This is a genomic window from Streptomyces sp. NPDC058291 (assembly GCF_042880855.1).
Taxonomy (GTDB): domain Bacteria; phylum Actinomycetota; class Actinomycetes; order Streptomycetales; family Streptomycetaceae; genus Streptomyces.
Genome location: NZ_JBHVYK010000013.1, coordinates 108,290 through 124,650, shown reverse-complemented (window position 1 = coordinate 124,650; position 16,361 = coordinate 108,290). Strand labels below are relative to the sequence as shown.

Sequence of the window (16,361 nt, the reverse complement as noted above, 5' to 3'; positions counted from 1 at the left end):
CCTCCTGACAGGAGGGCGGCCGTTTCGCGAATGACGAGTCGTGACCTCGGGGAGGTGACGTCAGTCGTTGATGCAGGTGTTGCCGAACGCCGGGTTCAGCAGGCCGATCACGTTGATCGTGTTGCCGCAGACGTTGACCGGGATGTGGACGGGAACCTGCACGACGTTGCCCGACAGCACGCCCGGGGAGTGCTCGGCGACGGCGTTCGCGCCGCTGTCGGCGGCGGCGATGCCGGAGGCGCCGGCGACGGCCGCGGCGGCAACGGAGGTCAGGACCAGGCCCTTCGCGATACGCGACATGGAGAGGTGCTCCTTGGGGGTTGTGACATCAACACCGGGGCGGGGATGCCCGGCGCTGAAGTCAACGCGTGGGGCTCACGGGGGTTGTGCGGCCGAATGAGTGATGTCTTCGGAGTTCGAGGTTCACCATACCGACACAGTTGTCCGGTTTCAGGGGATTAATCCGGACAGCGGCTAGAGTTGCGCCCCATCCGACGCACGCCTATAGCAAGCAAATCGCACGAAAGGGCACCGCCGGTCATGCGCAACTCCCTGGGTCCTCTCCTGCATCGCGCCACGGTCGGCGTCCTCACCCTCGCCGCACTCTGGGCGCCGGGCGGCGCCCGGGCGGCCGGCCCTCCGCCGGCCGCCGAGGCCGAACGCCTCGCCTTCACACAGCGCTACCACTCCACCCAGCACGGCGGCATCGTCCGCGCGGCCAACGCGGCCATCAGCTGCCGCGCGGCCCCGACGGCCGCGGCGGTCCCCGTCTGCCCGGCCGCACGCGCCGGCACGGCGCCGGCGCGCAACGACGACTTCGACATGTTCTACGTCGACGTCGACGACGACCCCAACACCTACAACTCCTCCCGCGCCGAGGTCCGGTTGCCCAAGGGCGCGCGGGTGTCGTACGCGCGGCTGTACTGGGGCGGCAACCTGCGCGTGGGAGAGCAGAAGCCGCCCAAGGACAACGGGCGGGTGCTGATCGCCGAACCGGGCGGCCGGTACAAGGCGGTGCTCGCCGACACCGTCGTCGGCCACCGGGCGGCCCACGGCGCCGACGCCTTCCAGGCCTCCGCGGACGTCACGAAGCTGGTGCGCGACAGCGGTCAGGGCCTGTACACCGTCGCGCAGATCAACGTGGCCATGGGCAGGTCGGCGGCCGGGGCCTGGGGCGGCTGGACGCTGGTCGTGGCCTACGAGAACCCGGCCGAGCCGCTGCGGGATCTCTCCCTCTGGGACGGCTTCGACGCCCTCGGCTCCGCCGCCGGCCAGGAGATCGAGCTGCGCGGGCTCCGCATCCCCAGGGGCGCGGGCGGCCGCGTGGGGCTGGTCGCCTACGACGGCGACCGCGGCCGTTCGGGTGATTCGCTCATGATGTCGAGCGGTGGCCGGGCGGCCATCGCGCTCACGGACCCGGTCAATCCATCTGACGATGTGTTGAACTCCACGATCAGCGAGCCGGGGGAGGCTCCGGCGGCGCGTGTACCGGCGCACGTCAACACCCTCGGCTACGACTCCGACGTGTTCGATCTGCGCAGGGGTTTGCGATCCGGCGGTGACCAGCTGGCGGTCCGGCTCGTTGCCCACCGGGACGCGGCGTGGGCCGGGGCGCTCTTCGTCGCCGTCGACACACGGAAGAAGTAGTCAAGCGCGTTCCCGCATGTCCCGAGCGCCACCGTGAGCGAGGAAACCGCGCAATGCACCAGCCAGAACCCGACGAACGGCCCCGGGTCCTGCACCTCACCCAGCCGGTGGACGGCGGGGTCGCCCGGGTCGTGACGGACCTCGCGCGAGCCCAGCTCGCCGCCGGTCTGCACGTCGCCGTCGCCTGCCCGGACGGCCGGTTCGCCGGGGACCTGCGGTCCCTGGGAGCGGACGTCCGGCACTGGGCGGCCACCCGGTCGCCGGGGCCCTCGCTCCCCGGCGAGGTACGGCGGCTCGCACGCCTGCTCGACGAGGTACGCCCCGACCTGGTGCACGCGCACAGCGCGAAGGCCGGACTGGCCGGACGGCTCGCGCTGCGCGGACGGATCCCGACCGTGTTCCAGCCGCACGCCTGGTCCTTCGAGGCCGTCGGCGGCGTCACCGCCGCACTGGCCCTGCGCTGGGAGCGGTTCGGGGCCCGCTGGGCGGACCGGCTGGTGTGCGTCAGCGAGGCGGAGCGCGCCACCGGCACGCGCGCCCGGATCGCCGCCCGGTGGAGCGTCGTCCCCAACGGCATCGATCCCGAGCGCTTCCATCCCGCTCCCGTCGACACCGTGCGCGCCGCCCTCCTGCCCGGCCTCGACGCGGCCGCCCCGCTGGTGGTGTGCGTGGGGCGGCTGTGCCGGCAGAAGGGGCAGGACGTGCTGCTGCGGGCCTGGGACGCCGTCGCGCGCCGCACGCCCGGCGCCCGGCTGGTGCTGGTGGGCGACGGACCGGACGCGGAGCGACTGCGGTCCGCGGCGCCGGAGTCAGTGCTGTTCGCCGGGGCCGTCGCCGACGTCGTGCCCTGGTACCAGGCCGCCGACCTGATCGTGCTGCCCTCGCGCTGGGAGGGCATGGCACTGGCCCCGCTGGAGGCGCTGGCCTGCGGGCGGCCCGTGGTGGTCACCGACGTGGACGGCGCCCGGGAGAGCCTGCCGGACGCCCTCGCGTCCCACTGTCTGGCACCCACGGACGACCCGGCCGCGCTGGCCGACACCGTCACCGCACTGCTGCTCGACCCGCTGCTGCGCGAATCGCTCGGCCACCAGGGGCGCCGGCACGTCCTGGCCACGCACGACGTGCGACGCACGGCCGAAGCGGTCGCGGACGTGTACCGCGAGCTGCTCACGACCAGACAAGGGGCGCGCGTCGCGCCCACCGAGTGCAGGGAGTCCATCCACTCGTGACTGCGGAAAGCACCGTTCCCTCTCCTGGCGCGCAGCCCGGATACTCGTCCGTCTCGGTCATCCCGCGGCGGGAGAGCGCGACGGGATTCAGGTTCCCCGCCCGACGGCCCCCCGCGCGGCCCACGTCACCGCTGCCGCTCCTGCTCACCGACGCCCTCGCCGCGCTCGCGGGCGCGCTGGCGCTGGCCGGGACGCAGCGCCGGCCGCTCCTGGCGGCGCTGCTGGTGACGGCGACGATGCTGCTGCGCCCGCAGCGTTCGCGTCCCGTGGCGGGGGTGCTCGACGAAGTGCCCACCGTCTGCGGCCGGATCGCGGTCGGCTGGCTGGTCCTGGCCGCCGTCGCCGGGGCGTGGAACCCGACGCACGCCCTCTCGGCCCGCACCCTGCTCCTCGGCTGCGCGGCACAGGCCGTGGCCTGCTGCGCCGGCCGCGCGGTCGTCCATCTGCGGCGGCGGCGGGCGCTGTTGCGCCGCCCGCGCGCCGCGCTCGTCATCGGGCCCGCCACGACCGCGCAGCGGGTGGCGGCCGCCGTGCTGCGCCACCCCCGGTGCGGGATCCGTCCGGTGGGGATCGTGGCCGAGAACCCCGACGGCGCCGACGGCCTGCCGGTGCTGACGAGCGGTCAGGAGGTGCAGCGCGCCCTCATCCAGAACGGCGTCCGGGACGTCCTGTGCGTCCACCCGGCCGTGCGCTCCGTGCAGGGCCCGCTGCTGCGGGCCCTCGCCGAGTCGGGCTGCACGGTGTGGGAGATCGACGCCGACACCCCCTCGTACGCGAGCCGCGAGCAGCTCGCCGGGTTCTCCTGCCGCCGCCTCGACGTGGCCGCCCGGCGCCGCGGCAGCCTCGCCAAGCGGCTGCTGGACGTCGCGGTCTCCGGAAGCCTGCTCCTGCTGGTCAGCCCACTGCTGCTGCTGTGCGCGACCGTGCTGCGGCTGACCGACGGGCCCGGGGTGGTCTTCCGTCAGGAGCGCATCGGCAAGGACGGCAGGCCCTTCACCCTGTTGAAGTTCCGCACCCACCGCCCGGTCGACGAGCACGAGGCGGCGACCCGCTGGAGCGTGGCCGGGGAGCGCCAGATGAGCCCCTTCTGCCGCTTCCTGCGCCAGACCTCGCTGGACGAGCTGCTGCAGCTGTGGAACGTGCTGTGCGGCGACATGAGCCTGGTCGGTCCCCGCCCCGAACGCCCCTTCTTCGTCGGCCAGTTCAGCCAGAGCTACCCCGGCTACGCGGCCCGCCACCGCATGCAGACCGGCATCACCGGCCTCGCGCAGGTGCACGGGCTGCGCGGCGACACCTCGATCGAGGACCGGGCCCGCTTCGACAACGCGTACATCGACAACTGGTCGCTGTGGCAGGACGTGTGCATCCTGCTGCGCACCGCGGCCGCCCTCGTGCGACCGACCGGGAGCTGAAACCGCCGATGACCCCAGGACCCGTCCGGAGTCTCCCGCCCGCGCTGCGACGCCTGGCACGGCGTCTCGCCGCGTTGTCGGGCCCGCCCGCGTACGCCCACGCGGGCGCCCCTCCACCGTGCGACGCGCCGAACGGGACGCCGCGAGGCCCCTCCCGCGGGCAGTCGGCGGCGCCTCCCGGACCGGCCCTCGCCCTGCCCCTGGCGTCCGCCCGGACGCTGTCGCCGGTCCTCCCCGTCGTCACCGTGCTCGCCGTGCTCGGCCTGCCGCTCGCGCCCGGCGGCGAGGGCGGCGCCGGACCGGCCGACGTGCTGTCCGCGCTGGTCGTGCTGTTCTGCGTGGTCCGGCTGCTGCGGCAGCGGCGGCGCCCGCTGTCCCGCACGGCCGCCGTCCTCCTCGGGCTGCCGGTCGCCGGGCTCACGCTCGCCGCGATGGGCGCCTCCTCGGCGGGCGCGGGCGTCACCGGCCTGGGCCGCTACCTGCAGATCTTCGTGCTCGTCCCGGCGGCCGTCGTGCTCCTGGTCCGCGACCGTGCCGATTTCCGGGTGCTGGCCTGGTCGTTCGTCGGCCTGGCGGGGTGGCAGGGGGCGGTCGGCGTGCACCAGTTCGTCACCGGGACCGGCGCCTCGTACCAGGGCGAGACGATCCGCGCGGTCGGCACGTTCGGGCCGCAGGACGTGATGGGCATGGCGACCGTCGTGTCCTTCGGGCTGATCTGCGCGATCGGGCTGGCGCTCGGCCGGACCCCGGTGCGGCAGCGGGCGATCGCCGCCGGCTGCGCGCTCGCGCTGCTGGCGCCGCTGGCGCTCTCCTTCAGCCGGGGCGCCTGGATCGCCACCGCACTGACCTGCACGGTCCAGCTGGTCCTCGCCGGGCTGCGGCGGGCCCTGAAGATCGGCGCGGTGGCGCTGGCGGCCGGAGTGGTCCTGGTCGGCGGCTTCGGCGTCGGCTCGGCGATGCTCCAGGAGCGCGTCAACAGCATCACCCAGATCGCCGACGCGCCCGACCAGTCGGTGACCGACCGGTACACGCTGTGGGCGTCCGCCGTCGGCATCTGGCGTCAACAGCCGCTCACCGGCGTCGGGTTGAAGGGCTTCCCCGAGCACCGGGACGCGCACGCCTCCCTCGCCCTGTCCTCCGGCAGCGACACCGACGGCGCGGGCTCGGGCTTCGTGCGGCAGCCGCTGCTGTCCCCGCACAACATGTATTTGCTGCTCCTCGCCGAGCAGGGCCTGATCGGTCTGCTCGCCCTCGGGGGCGGCTGGCTGGCGTTGCTGGCCCGCGGGCTGCGCGGCTGGGCCCGCGTCAGGCGCTCGGGCCCCGGCCTCGACTGCGCGCTCGTCGCCTGCGGCCTTCTGGTCTGGCAGTTGATCGACTTCGTCTACGCCGACATCGGCGGACCCTCGACCGTCCTGACGGCCGTCGTCTTCGGGCTCGTGGCCTGGTGGGCGCTGGTCGGCGCGGACGGCCGTGAGGAGGCGCTCGCGCGATGACGGCGACGCCTCCGCGGACGCCCCGCACGGACGGCCCCCCGTCCGTGCCGCCGGCGCGGGCCGCCGCACGGTCCGCGAGGCCGGACGGCACCGACACGACCAGCGGAGCCGACGGGACCGCCGAGACCACCGAGACCGACGGAACCCTCCAAGCCAACGGGACCAGCGGCACCGACGGGCCCCTCCGGGCCAACGGGACCAGCGGCACCACCGAGACCGACGGGACGCCCCGAGCCAAGGGGACCACCGAGACCGACAGGACGCCCCGAGCCAACGGGACCAACGGAACCGCCGAGACCGACGGAACCCCCCGAGCCAACGGGACCGACGGGAGCGCCGAGACCACCGAGACCGACGGAACCCCCCGAGCCAACAGGACCAGCGGAACCACCCAGACCGACGGAACCCCCCGAATCAACAGGACCAGCGGAACCACCCAGACCGACGGAACCCCCCGAACCAATGTGACCAGCGGCACCACCCAGACCGACGGGATGCCCGTGGACGGGGCCGGCGAGAAGGCCGGGGCGGTCGTGGCGGCCGGCGGGGAGAAGGGCCGGCCCGCCGGCGACCTTCCCGCGGCCTCCCGCGGCTTCCTCGCCAGGGCCGCGCTCGTCACCGCCGCGCTGTCCGTCGCGGGCGCCCTGCTCGGGCTGCTCCGGGACCAGGCGCTGGCCCGGCTGTTCGGCGCGGGCAGCGACACCGACGCGTTCCTCGTCGCGTGGACCGTGCCCGAGTTCGCGGCCACGCTGCTCATCGAGGACGGCCTGGCGTTCGCCCTGATCCCGGCGTTCAGCATGGCGCTGGCCCGCCGCTCCCAGGGCGCTCCGGGCGACCCCGTCCGCGCGCTGGTCGCCGGGACGCTCCCCCGGCTGTCGCTGGCCTTCGCCGCGGTGGGCGCCCTGCTGATCGGCCTGGCGCCCCAGCTCGTCGAGGCCCTCGCGCCCGGCCTGCCCGACCCCGCGCTCGCCGTCGGCTGCACCCGGCTCACCGCCACCTGCGCGGTGAGCTTCGGGCTCGCCGGGTACTGCAGCGCGGCCCTGCGCGCACACCGGCGGTACGTGGCGCCGGCGGCGATCTACGTGGCCTACAACGCCGGCATCATCGCCGGGATGTACGCCCTCGGCGGGCGCTGGGGGGTGCGGGCGGCGGCGGCCGGGGTCGCGGTGGGCGGTTTCCTCATGGTTCTCGTCCAGCTCCCCTCGCTGCTGGGCCAGCTGAGGCGGCGTTCGGCGGACGGGGAGCGGGGCGCCGCGCACGAGGAGTCCCGGCCCCTCGACACCGCGCTCCTCACGACCGTCCTGCTGTTCGCGCTGTGCCGGCAGTCCCAGGTCCTCATCGAGCGCTTCCTCGCCTCCCAGCTGCCGGCCGGGGCGATCTCCCACCTCAACTACGCGCAGAAGGTCGCGCAGATGCCGATGATCCTGTCGGTGATGGTGTGCACGGTCACCTTCCCGGTGGTCGCGCGGGCGCTGGCCGAGGGGGACACCGAACGCGCCCGCAGCCGGGTGGAGCGGGATCTGGCCCTGGCCGCGTGCATCGTGCTGCTCGGCACGGCCGCGGTGGTCGCCTGCGCGCCCCAGATGATCGAAGTCCTCTTCCAGCGGGGCGCGTTCACCGCGCGGGACACCGCGGCGACGGCCGGGCTGATGCGGGTGTACGCGCTCGGGCTGCTCGGGCAGACCCTGGTGGGCGTGCTGGCTCGCTCCTACTTCTCGGCGGGTCGCGGCGCCTGGTACCCGGTCGGCGCGATGGCCTGTGGGATCGTCGTCACCTCCTGGATCGGCGCGTTGAGCGTGCACGCCTGGGGCGTGTACGGGATCGCCGCCGCCAACGCGACCGGCATCACCGTCACCGCCCTGGTGCTGCTGGCCGGGACCGGACCGCGCAGCGTCCCCATCGGCGTCCGGGCCGTGCTGCACGAGCTGAGCCGGCCGGTGCGGGCGGCCCTGGTGGCGGCCCTGGCCGGGGCCCTCGCCGCCGGCCGGTGCGACGACGCGCTCCTCGGCCTCGCCGTCGGCGGACTCACCGTCACCGTCGTCTTCCTGGCGCTCGGCCGGGCCCTGGGCGCCCAGGGCATCGTCGGCGCGCTCCGTTCCGTACGTTCCGCGACCCGAAGGCTCTCCCATGGCCGCTCCTGACCGCCGCCCGCCCGCCCCCGTCCCGTGGGTGGCGATGTACCACTCGGTGGGCGACTGCTCCGAGGACCCGTACCGCGTCACGGTCACCCCCGAACGGCTGGAGGCGCAGCTGAGGTGGCTGGGCCGGCGCGGGCTGCGCGGCGTCTCCGTGGCCGAACTGCTCGCCGCCCGCGCCCGCGGGGAAGGCCGGAACCTGGTGGGTCTCACCTTCGACGACGGTTACGCCGACTTCCTCACCGGCGCCCTGCCCGCCCTGCGCCGCAACGGCTGCACGGCCACCCTCTTCGTGCTGCCCGGCCGGCTCGGCGGCGACAACGCCTGGGATCCGCTCGGCCCGCGCAAGCCCCTGCTGACCGCCGACGGCATCCGCCGCGCGGCCGACGAGGGCGTCGAGATCGGCTCGCACGGTCTCACCCACGTCGACCTGACCAAAGCGGACGACCTCACGCTCAAGGCGGAGACGGTCGAGAGCCGGGCCGTCCTCGCCGGGCTGCTCGGCGCCGAGCCCGGCGGCTTCTGCTATCCGTACGGGACGATCGACCAGCGGGCCGTGGACGCCGTGCGCGAGGCCGGCTACGCCTACGCCTGCGCGATCGACCCGGGCCCGCTGAACGGCCCGCACGCCCTCCCCCGGCTGCACATCGGGCAGAACGACAACGCCCTGCGCCTGTATCTGAAGTACCGGCTGCACCGGCTGCGCCGACGGCCCGTGGAGGGACTGCGGTGAAGGCGCTGCACATCATCACCGGGCTCGGCGTCGGCGGCGCCGAGCAGCAACTGCGGCTGCTGCTGAGGCACTTGCCGGCGCAGTGCGACGTGGTGACGCTGACCAACCCGGGTTCGGTGGCCGACGGACTGACCGAGGACGGGGTGCGGGTCGTGCACCTCGGCATGGCCGGCAACCGTGACCTCGGCGCGCTGCCCCGGCTGGTGCGGATCATCCGCTCCGGCGGTTACGACCTCGTGCACACCCATCTCTACCGGGCCTGTGTCTACGGCCGGCTGGCCGCGCGTCTGGCCGGGGTCCGCGCGGTCGTCGCCACCGAGCACTCGCTGGGCGGCTCGCAGATGGAGGGACGCGAGCTGACCTCCGGGGTGCGCGCGCTCTACCTCGCCAGCGAGCGGCTGGGACGCACCACGGTCGCCGTCTCCCCCACGGTCGCCGACCGGCTGATGAGCTGGGGCGTGCCGGCCCCCCGGATCGAGGTCGTCCCCAACGGCGTCGACCTGGCCCGCTTCCGGTTCGACCCGGACGCCCGGCTGCGCACCCGGCGGCGCCTCGGACTGCCGGACGACGCCCACGTCGTCGGCGGGGTGGGCCGTCTCACGCCCGGCAAACGCTTCGACGTGCTCGTCCACGCCCTCGCCCGTCTCCCGTCCGACCACTGGCTGTTGCTGGTGGGGGGCGGGCCCGAGGAGAGCGTGCTGCGGCGTCTCGCGCACGAGGCGGGGGTCGCCGACCGCGTCCTGTTCGCCGGCGAGCGCCCCAGCGTCCCCGACGGCGCCCCCGGCCCCGACCTGCCGTCCCTGGTCTGCGCGATGGACGTGTTCGTCTCCCCGTGCCTTGAGGAGACCTTCGGCCTCGCGGTCGTGGAGGCGCTCGCCTCGGGACTGCCCGTGCTCTACGCCTCCTGCCCCGCGATCGAGGACCTGCCCGCGCGGCCGGCCGGCGCCCGCCGCGTGAGCGGCGGGGCCGGGGCGTTCGCCCGCGCGCTGACCGAGGCGCGCGCGCTGGGCCCCGGCCCGCGCACCGCCTCGGACGCCGTCCGCCATTACGACATCACCCGCAGCGCCGCCCAGCTCATGGACGTGTACGCGGCCACCGTCACCGGACCACCCCGGTCGTCCACCGCTACCCCGACACCCCAGGGAGTCAGTTCCCCATGACCGAGAACCCCCGCCGCCCTGCCGCGCTGCGCCGCACCAGGACGCTGCCGCCGTGGTCCCTGCTCGCGGCCGGCGCCGTCGCCGGCGGTCTGCTCGGCGGCGCGTACGGAGTCGTCACGCCGCCCGTGTACACGGCCACCGCCTACGTCGTCGCGGTCCCGACCGCGAAGTCGGACCCGGCGTCCGCGCTGGGCTTCGCGCAGGCCTACGGCCGGGTCGCCACCCAGCTCGCGGTGCTGGGCGACGCCCAGGTGTGGGCGGGCGTGCCCGTGAAGACGCTGCAGCAGAGCGTGCAGACGGCGACCTCGCCGGACGCCCCGATGGTCGCGATCACGGCGACCTCCCCGCGCGCCGACCTCGCCTCCGACATGGCCAACGCGGTCAGCCGCGCGCTGACCCAGCACGCCAAGAGCTCCGAGGGCGCCACCAACGTCGAGCTGCAGCAGTTCGCCCGCGCGGTCCGGCCTACCGCGCCCTCCTCGGCGTCCTCGGCGGTGACCGGGCTGGTGGGGGCGAGCGCGGGCGGGCTGCTCGGCGGACTGGTCCTGCTGGTCCGGCCGAAGCGGGGCGCGCGGGAGGAGGCCGGGCGCCCGGCCGCCGTGCCCGGCCCGGCTCTCGCCGCCGACGCCCACGGAGCGCTGTGAAACCGACGCTCACGACCGAACTCGTCACCGACGAGGACGCCTTCGCCGCGCTCGCGCCCGACTGGGGCCGGCTGTACCGGCGGTGCGCCACGGCCACTCCGTTCCAGAGCCACGCCTGGCTGCACTCGTGGTGGCTGTCGTACGGGCGGCGCGGCCGGCTGCGTCTGCTGCTGGTCCGCGACGGCGGCGAGCTCGTCGCCGCGGCCCCGCTGACGGCCGTCCGCCGGCCGCTGCCCGCGCTCGTGCCGCTCGGCGGGGCGATCTCCGACTACGGGGACGTCCTGGTCGACGACGAACACGGTGAGCGGGCCGTCGCCGCGCTCACCGAGGCGCTCGCCGCGGTCGCCCGGACCGCGCTGATCGACTTCCGCGAGGTGCGCCCGGGCGGCGCGGTGGAGCAGGTCTACGAACGGTGGCACGGACCGCGGCGCCGGGTGAGCGACTCGGTGTGCCTGGAGCTCCCGGCCGTCCCCATGGAGGACCTGGTGGCCCGGCTGCCGTCGGCGAAGGCCCAGCGGGTGCGCGCCAAGCTGCGCAAGCTGACCGCGCTCGGCGTGCAGCGCACGGCGGTCCGCCCGGAGGAGGTGGACTCGGCGCTGCGGCGGCTGCTGGAACTGCATCGGCTGCAGTGGCAGGGCCGCAAGGTGACGGGTGAGCACCTGCGCTCCCGCTTCTGCGAGCACCTGGTGCGCTCGGTCGGACCGATGGTGCGCGCCGGGGACGCGGTCGTCACCGAGTTCCGGCTGGACGACGACGTCGTGGCCGTCGACCTGACCCTGCTGTCGCGGCGGCTCGCCGGGGGCTATCTGTACGGGGCCCATCCGCGGCTGCGGGAGAGCAAGGCGGACGTCGCGGTGATGCTGCTGGACGCGTGCGCCGAGCACACGCGCGACGGGGGGCGCGCCGCGCTGAGCCTGCTGCGCGGCAACGAGCCGTACAAGCACCACTGGCGGCCGGAACCGGTCGTCAACCAGCGGCTGCTGCTGGCCCGCCGGCGCACCGCACCGCTGCTGTCGGCGGCCCTCTACGACGTGGCCGCGCGGCGGCGCGGCAAGGAGTTGCTGCTCCGTCTGGAGCAGCGGAGGGAGCGAGCCGGTGGCGGCAGGTCCTGACGCGGGCCTGCCGCCACCGCACCGCGGTTCATCCGCTGCGCGACCACCAGTCCAGGCGGAAGCACAGCTTGCCGCCGAGCCAGTACTCGACCCAGTCGCCGAGGTCCATCGGCGTGCAGTTCACCGGGGGTTCGGCGGACGGGTCGGTCGTGGGCGGCTGCGGGGTGGGCTGCGCGGGCGTCGGCTCCACGGACGGTTCCTGGGAGGGCGCCGGAGTCGTGGGCGCCGTGCTCGACCCGTCGAGGCGGCCGGACAGCAGCGAGCGGTACACCTCGGACGACCGGGGGTTCTGCCGGCACTGCCACACGCCGTGGGGGCAGTAGTCGGTCAGCGTGTTGTACAGCGGCTTGTGCTCGTCCATCCAGGCGATCATGCGGCGCATGTACTCGGCGTTGTCACCGTTGCGGAAGAGTCCCCATTCGGGATAGGAAATGGGCTTGCCGTGGGCTTTGGCGAAATCCACGTGCGCCTGGAGCCCGTACGGTTCTTTCACCTGCTCGTCGAACGACAGGCCGGTCGGCTGATCGTAGGAGTCCATTCCCAGGATGTCGACGGTGTCGTCCCCGGGATAGCACTCGGTCCAGGGAACGGCGTCCTTGCCCCGGGTCGGCGTGAAGTCGAACCGGAATTTCTGGCCCGGCACCGAACGCATCGTCGAGACGATCCTGTTCCAGTACTTCTTCCAGGCCTCCGGGTCCGGCCCGCAGCGATGGGTGTACGTGATGCCGTTCATCTCCCAGCCGAGCACGATCACCGTGTCCGGCACCTTCAGCGCGACCAACCGCTCGGCGAGAGCCCTGAAGTGGTGATCGAACTCCCCTGCCGCGCCCTGTCGCAGCAGCCCGCGCACCTCGGCGTCGGAGACGCCCTCCTCGTTGCGCTCCATCATGGGCACGTTGAGGACGAGCATCCGGTCGTCCTCCTCCCGCCGCCAGTCCGCCCACACGTCGAGGAAGCCGGGCGGGCCCTCGATGTTGTGCCACCGGTCGCCCGGCAGGTAGGTGTGGCCGACGCGCAGCTTCGAGCCGCCCAGCCACTCGCTGAGCTCGGCGATCCCGGCCACGCCCCGGGCGCCGTAGTCGAGGTAGGCGCCGAAGGCGGGCGCGCCCATGGCGGGGGAGGCCGACGGAGTCGGCGCGGCCGACTCGCCGGACGTGCTCGGGCTCTGAGCAGGCGTCACCGACGCGGCCGGTGGGGCGGGGGTCGTGCTCGGCACGGGGACGGCCGGGGCGGCCGAGGCGGCCGGCTCTGTCGCGGCGGGCGCCGGGACGGTCGGGGTGGGAGCGGGGACGGTCGGGGTGGGAGCCGGGACGGTCGGGGTGGGAGCCGGGACGGTCGGGGTGGGAGCGGGAGGATCGGCGACCCGCACCACCCCCGCGCCCGCGGCGAATCCAGGTCCGGACGCCAGGGCGGCCGAGGCCGCGACCGCCGCCGCGACGACGGCCAGCCGTCGGGTCCGTGCGCGTCGCTGCTGTGGGGCCATGCCTGCTCCTTTCTCCACTCACGCGTAACGCGCACTGCCCGCGCATTACTGACACTCAGTCATATGAAAGTCACACGAAAAGGAATCACGCCACCGCCGTTACGGCTTTCGAGTGCCTCGATGGCCCATATCGGTGAACCGAGCCGAAGGACACCGCAGAAAATGCCCGAGCCGCTGCTCGACACCCGAGTCCCCGCCGTCCTCCTGCGGATCGACCGGAATCCCTTTCACCACGGAACGCTGGGCGCCGTGCGCTCGCTCGGCCGGGCCGGAGTCGAGGTGCACGTGATCGCCGACTCGACGGGAAGCCCCGTGCGCGCCTCCCGTTTCGTGAGCCGACTGCATCCCCCGCCACCGCCCGGCGCCGCCCCAGCCGACATCGCCGCCGTGCTGCTGCGGGTGGCCGCCCGCGTCGAACGGCCCGCCGTGCTGATCCCGATGGACGACGCGGGCGCGATCGCCGTGGGCCGGCTGCGCGAGGATCTGGCGCCCGCCTACCTGTTGCCGCAACAGCCCGGCGCGCTGCCCGAACGGGTCGCGGACAAGGCGGAGTTGGCCGGACTGTGCGCGGCGGCGGACGTGCCGCACCCGCTCACCGTGATCCCCGAGAGCCCGGCCCAGGCCGCCTCCGCCGCCTGGCGCCTCGGCCTGCCCGTGGTCGCCAAGTGGAGCCGGCCCTGGCTGCTGCCCGCGGGCTCCGGACTGCGCAGCACGGCCGTCGTCCGCTCACCGCAGGAGGCGCGCGACCTGTACCTGCGCACCGACGAGGCGGGCAGCCGGCTGCTGTTGCAGGCCTTCCTGCCGCCGGGGCCGGACCGCGACTGGTTCTTCCACGGCTACGCCGACCGCTCCGGCGCGCTCGCCGCCGGCGGTCCGGGCCGCAAGCTGTGCGCCTGGCCGCGCGGGGCCGGCCTCACGGCAGTGGGTGAGTGGACCGACAACCCGCAGGTGGGAGCGCTGGCCGGGCGCCTCACCGACACCCTCGGCTACCGGGGCATCCTCGACCTCGACTTCCGCCGCTGCGGCACGACGGGCGACTACCACCTGCTCGACTTCAACCCGCGTCCCGGCGCCCAGTTCCGGCTCTTCGCCGACGCCGGCGGACTGGACGTCGTCCGGGCCCAGCACCTGGACCTGACGCACCGTCGACTGCCGGTCAGGGCGCCTCAGCCGGGACGGGCGTTCGTGGTGGAGAACTACGCGCCGCTGGCCGCCCTGCGACCGACGCGCCGGAGCCGCGAGCTGGCCTGGCACGCGCACGACGACACCGCGCCCGGCCGCGCCATGTGGGGGCTGTGGGGCTCGCACGTCGCCCGCCGGCTGTTCGACCGGCTGCGCCGGCTGGGCCCGGCGGGCGCGACCGGGGTCCTGCCCCGGGTGGTCCGCCAGTCGTCGCCGCCCACGCCGTCCCTGACCGGCCTGACCGGTCCGGCCGGCCTGACCGGCGCCGCCGGACCGGCCCCGGCCCTGCCCGAGCCGACCCCGACCGAACCGACCGACGACGAGAGAGCGAGCAGATGCTGATGTACGACCTGCTGGTGGTGGGCGCGGGCCCGTACGGCCTGTCCATCGCCTCCCACGCCGCGGACGCGGGGCTGAGCCTGCGCGTCTTCGGTCGGCCGATGGCCTCGTGGCGTGACAACATGCCCGGCGGCATGTTCCTGAAGTCCGAGCCGTGGGCCTCCAACCTCTCCGACCCGGCCGCTCGTTGGCGGCTCGACGCGTACTGCGCGACCCAGGGCGTGACCGCCCGGCACGGTGAGCCGATCCCGGTGGAGATGTTCGCCCGGTACGGCCTGTGGTTCGCCCGCAACGCCGTCCCGGAGGTGGACGAGCGCACGGTGACCCGGATCGTGTCCCGGCCCGGCGGCTTCGAGGCGGTCACCGAGGACGACGAGACGGTGTGGGCCCGGACCGTGGCGCTCGCCGTCGGCGTGATGCCGTTCGTCGAGATCCCGGCCGCCCTGCGCGCCCTGCCCCGCGACCTCGTCTCGCACAGCAGCCACCACGGCGACCTCGGCCGTTTCCGCGGCCGGGACGTCACGGTGATCGGCGGCGGACAGGCGGCCCTGGAGACGGCCGCGCTGCTCGCCGAACAGGACACCCGCGTGCGGGTGCTGGCCCGCGCCGACCGGCTGTGCTGGAACGACGTCCCGCCGCCGTGGGAACGTCCGTGGTGGCAGTCGGCCCGTTCGCCGCACAGCGGCCTCGGCTGCGGCTGGCGCAACTGGTTCTACGCCGAACGCCCCGGCGTGTACCGCCGGCTGCGGGAGCCGACCCGGGCCCGGATCGCGGCGACGGCGCTCGGACCGGCCGGCGCGTGGTGGGTGCGCGACCGGGTGGAGCGCGCCGTGGAGGTGCGTCTCGCCCACGAGGTGACGGCGGCGCGGACGGTGCCGGGCGGAGTGCGGCTGGAGGTGACGGGCGCGGACCGCATCGAGACCGAGCACGTGATCGCGGCCACCGGTTTCCGGGCGACGCGCGACCGGCTCGGCCTGCTCTCCCCCGAGCTGCGCGGCTCGCTGGCCGTGGCGGCCGACGGCTCCCCCGAGGTCGGCCGGGACTTCGAGTCCTCCCACCCCGGCCTGTTCATGGCCGGACTGGTGACGGCGGCCGGCTTCGGCCCGGCGATGCGCTTCGTCCACGGCGCGACGTTCACGGCGGGGACCCTCGTCCGGGGGGTGCGCCGCCGGCTGCACGCGGGCGTGCCGAGCGGGGTGATCCCGGCGCCGGGCCGACGCGGAGCGGCGCAAGCCGTACGGAGCTGAGACGTGCGGACTCGTGGACCGCGGGTGGGTGCCGGGCGCGAGGACGTCCGGCACCCCTCGCGTTCAGCGACGCGACGCGCTCCTGCCGCGCCGGTACAGGACGGCGCCGCCCGCGATCAGCGCGGCGCTGACACCGGAGGCGGCCAGCAGCGCGGCCCTGTCACTGCCGGTGTGCGGCAACTGGGGCGGGGTCTGCCCGCCACCGCCGCCACCGCCGTACGGAGGCATGGTGTGCCCGCCCCCGGACGGAGGCGTGCTGTGACCCCCGTGCGGGGGCGGTGACGAGTGCCCCCCGGCGGGCGGTGACGAGTGGCCGCCGGCGGGCGGTGACGAGTGGCCGCCGGCGGGCGGTGACGAGTGGCCGCCGCCCGGAGGAGTCGAGTGGCCGCCGCCGGGCGGACTGCTGTGACCGCCACCCGGAGGAGTCGAATGGCCGCCCCCCGGAGGCGACGAGTGACCACCGCCGGGCGGGGACGAGTGCCCGCCGCCGGGAGGAGTCGAGTGACTACCGCCGGGCGGACTGCTCTGCCCACCACCCGGAGGCG

Annotated in this window: 14 protein-coding genes; 11 read left to right on the top strand and 3 right to left on the bottom strand. The window is 75.0% G+C overall.

Annotated features, from left to right (window positions below; genetic code table 11):
• Nucleotides 1–60: 60 nt before the first annotated feature.
• Entirely contained in the window at nucleotides 61–300 is a 240-nt protein-coding gene (chpG, locus tag ACFVYK_RS09635; RefSeq protein WP_389770746.1) for a chaplin ChpG, read from the bottom strand.
• Between the two features lie 240 nt (nucleotides 301–540).
• On the opposite strand from chpG, the gene ACFVYK_RS09630 reads away from it, so the two are divergent.
• The 9 genes from ACFVYK_RS09630 to ACFVYK_RS09590 all read left to right on the top strand — a co-directional run bounded on the left by ACFVYK_RS09630 (nucleotide 541) and on the right by ACFVYK_RS09590 (nucleotide 11,565).
• Nucleotides 541–1,647, top strand: a complete 1,107-nt coding sequence (locus tag ACFVYK_RS09630; RefSeq protein WP_389770743.1) for a DUF3344 domain-containing protein — start codon at nucleotides 541–543, stop codon at nucleotides 1,645–1,647.
• A gap of 53 nt (nucleotides 1,648–1,700) precedes the next feature.
• On the top strand, nucleotides 1,701–2,876 hold the full coding sequence (locus ACFVYK_RS09625) for a glycosyltransferase family 4 protein (RefSeq protein ID WP_389770741.1): 1,176 nt from the start codon (nucleotides 1,701–1,703) through the stop codon (nucleotides 2,874–2,876).
• Entirely contained in the window at nucleotides 2,873–4,288 is a 1,416-nt protein-coding gene (locus ACFVYK_RS09620) for an exopolysaccharide biosynthesis polyprenyl glycosylphosphotransferase (RefSeq protein WP_389770739.1), read from the top strand. The genes ACFVYK_RS09625 and ACFVYK_RS09620 overlap by 4 nt, the downstream gene beginning before the upstream one ends.
• 8 nt (nucleotides 4,289–4,296) lie before the next feature.
• The gene (locus tag ACFVYK_RS09615; protein WP_389770736.1) at nucleotides 4,297–5,781 is read left to right on the top strand and encodes an O-antigen ligase family protein; all 1,485 of its coding nucleotides are present in this window, start codon (nucleotides 4,297–4,299) and stop codon (nucleotides 5,779–5,781) included.
• Between the two features lie 494 nt (nucleotides 5,782–6,275).
• On the top strand, nucleotides 6,276–7,922 hold the full coding sequence (murJ, locus tag ACFVYK_RS09610) for a murein biosynthesis integral membrane protein MurJ (RefSeq protein ID WP_389770756.1): 1,647 nt from the start codon (nucleotides 6,276–6,278) through the stop codon (nucleotides 7,920–7,922).
• Nucleotides 7,909–8,649: a polysaccharide deacetylase family protein gene (locus tag ACFVYK_RS09605; protein ID WP_389770734.1), complete on the top strand. Its 741-nt coding sequence runs from the start codon at nucleotides 7,909–7,911 to the stop codon at nucleotides 8,647–8,649. The genes murJ and ACFVYK_RS09605 overlap by 14 nt, the downstream gene beginning before the upstream one ends.
• Nucleotides 8,646–9,809, top strand: a complete 1,164-nt coding sequence (locus ACFVYK_RS09600; RefSeq protein ID WP_389770731.1) for a glycosyltransferase — start codon at nucleotides 8,646–8,648, stop codon at nucleotides 9,807–9,809. The genes ACFVYK_RS09605 and ACFVYK_RS09600 overlap by 4 nt, the downstream gene beginning before the upstream one ends.
• Complete coding sequence (locus ACFVYK_RS09595; protein WP_389770729.1) at nucleotides 9,806–10,453, top strand: lipopolysaccharide biosynthesis protein; 648 nt, start codon at nucleotides 9,806–9,808, stop codon at nucleotides 10,451–10,453. Before ACFVYK_RS09600 ends, ACFVYK_RS09595 begins: the two co-directional genes overlap by 4 nt.
• Nucleotides 10,450–11,565, top strand: a complete 1,116-nt coding sequence (locus ACFVYK_RS09590) for a GNAT family N-acetyltransferase (RefSeq protein WP_389770726.1) — start codon at nucleotides 10,450–10,452, stop codon at nucleotides 11,563–11,565. The genes ACFVYK_RS09595 and ACFVYK_RS09590 overlap by 4 nt, the downstream gene beginning before the upstream one ends.
• Nucleotides 11,566–11,593: 28 nt before the next feature.
• Here the strand turns inward: ACFVYK_RS09590 and ACFVYK_RS09585 are convergent, their stop codons facing one another.
• Nucleotides 11,594–13,048 (bottom strand): glycoside hydrolase family 26 protein, encoded by a 1,455-nt coding sequence (locus ACFVYK_RS09585; RefSeq protein ID WP_389770724.1) that lies wholly within the window; start codon nucleotides 13,046–13,048, stop codon nucleotides 11,594–11,596.
• A gap of 162 nt (nucleotides 13,049–13,210) precedes the next feature.
• Between ACFVYK_RS09585 and ACFVYK_RS09580 the strand changes: the two genes are divergently transcribed.
• Both ACFVYK_RS09580 and ACFVYK_RS09575 read left to right on the top strand, forming a co-directional pair.
• Nucleotides 13,211–14,572: an ATP-grasp domain-containing protein gene (locus ACFVYK_RS09580; protein ID WP_389770721.1), complete on the top strand. Its 1,362-nt coding sequence runs from the start codon at nucleotides 13,211–13,213 to the stop codon at nucleotides 14,570–14,572.
• The gene (locus ACFVYK_RS09575; protein ID WP_389770754.1) at nucleotides 14,572–15,816 is read left to right on the top strand and encodes an FAD-dependent oxidoreductase; all 1,245 of its coding nucleotides are present in this window, start codon (nucleotides 14,572–14,574) and stop codon (nucleotides 15,814–15,816) included. Before ACFVYK_RS09580 ends, ACFVYK_RS09575 begins: the two co-directional genes overlap by 1 nt.
• Nucleotides 15,817–15,879: 63 nt before the next feature.
• Here ACFVYK_RS09575 and ACFVYK_RS09570 read toward each other — a convergent pair whose 3' ends face one another.
• Nucleotides 15,880–16,044 carry an LPXTG cell wall anchor domain-containing protein gene (locus ACFVYK_RS09570; protein ID WP_389770719.1) on the bottom strand — a complete coding sequence of 55 codons (165 nt, stop codon included), beginning with the start codon at nucleotides 16,042–16,044 and terminating at the stop codon, nucleotides 15,880–15,882.
• Between the last annotated feature and the right edge of the window lie 317 nt (nucleotides 16,045–16,361).

Coding starts and splice junctions, on each gene's coding strand:
- chpG (WP_389770746.1), bottom strand. CDS start 300: ATGTCGCGTATCGCGAAGGGCCTGGTCCTGACCTCCGTTGCCGCCGCG.
- ACFVYK_RS09630 (WP_389770743.1), top strand. CDS start 541: ATGCGCAACTCCCTGGGTCCTCTCCTGCATCGCGCCACGGTCGGCGTC.
- ACFVYK_RS09625 (WP_389770741.1), top strand. CDS start 1,701: ATGCACCAGCCAGAACCCGACGAACGGCCCCGGGTCCTGCACCTCACC.
- ACFVYK_RS09615 (WP_389770736.1), top strand. CDS start 4,297: ATGACCCCAGGACCCGTCCGGAGTCTCCCGCCCGCGCTGCGACGCCTG.
- murJ (WP_389770756.1), top strand. CDS start 6,276: ATGCCCGTGGACGGGGCCGGCGAGAAGGCCGGGGCGGTCGTGGCGGCC.
- ACFVYK_RS09605 (WP_389770734.1), top strand. CDS start 7,909: ATGGCCGCTCCTGACCGCCGCCCGCCCGCCCCCGTCCCGTGGGTGGCG.
- ACFVYK_RS09595 (WP_389770729.1), top strand. CDS start 9,806: ATGACCGAGAACCCCCGCCGCCCTGCCGCGCTGCGCCGCACCAGGACG.
- ACFVYK_RS09585 (WP_389770724.1), bottom strand. CDS start 13,048: ATGGCCCCACAGCAGCGACGCGCACGGACCCGACGGCTGGCCGTCGTC.
- ACFVYK_RS09580 (WP_389770721.1), top strand. CDS start 13,211: ATGCCCGAGCCGCTGCTCGACACCCGAGTCCCCGCCGTCCTCCTGCGG.
- ACFVYK_RS09575 (WP_389770754.1), top strand. CDS start 14,572: ATGTACGACCTGCTGGTGGTGGGCGCGGGCCCGTACGGCCTGTCCATC.
- ACFVYK_RS09570 (WP_389770719.1), bottom strand. CDS start 16,044: ATGCCTCCGTACGGCGGTGGCGGCGGTGGCGGGCAGACCCCGCCCCAG.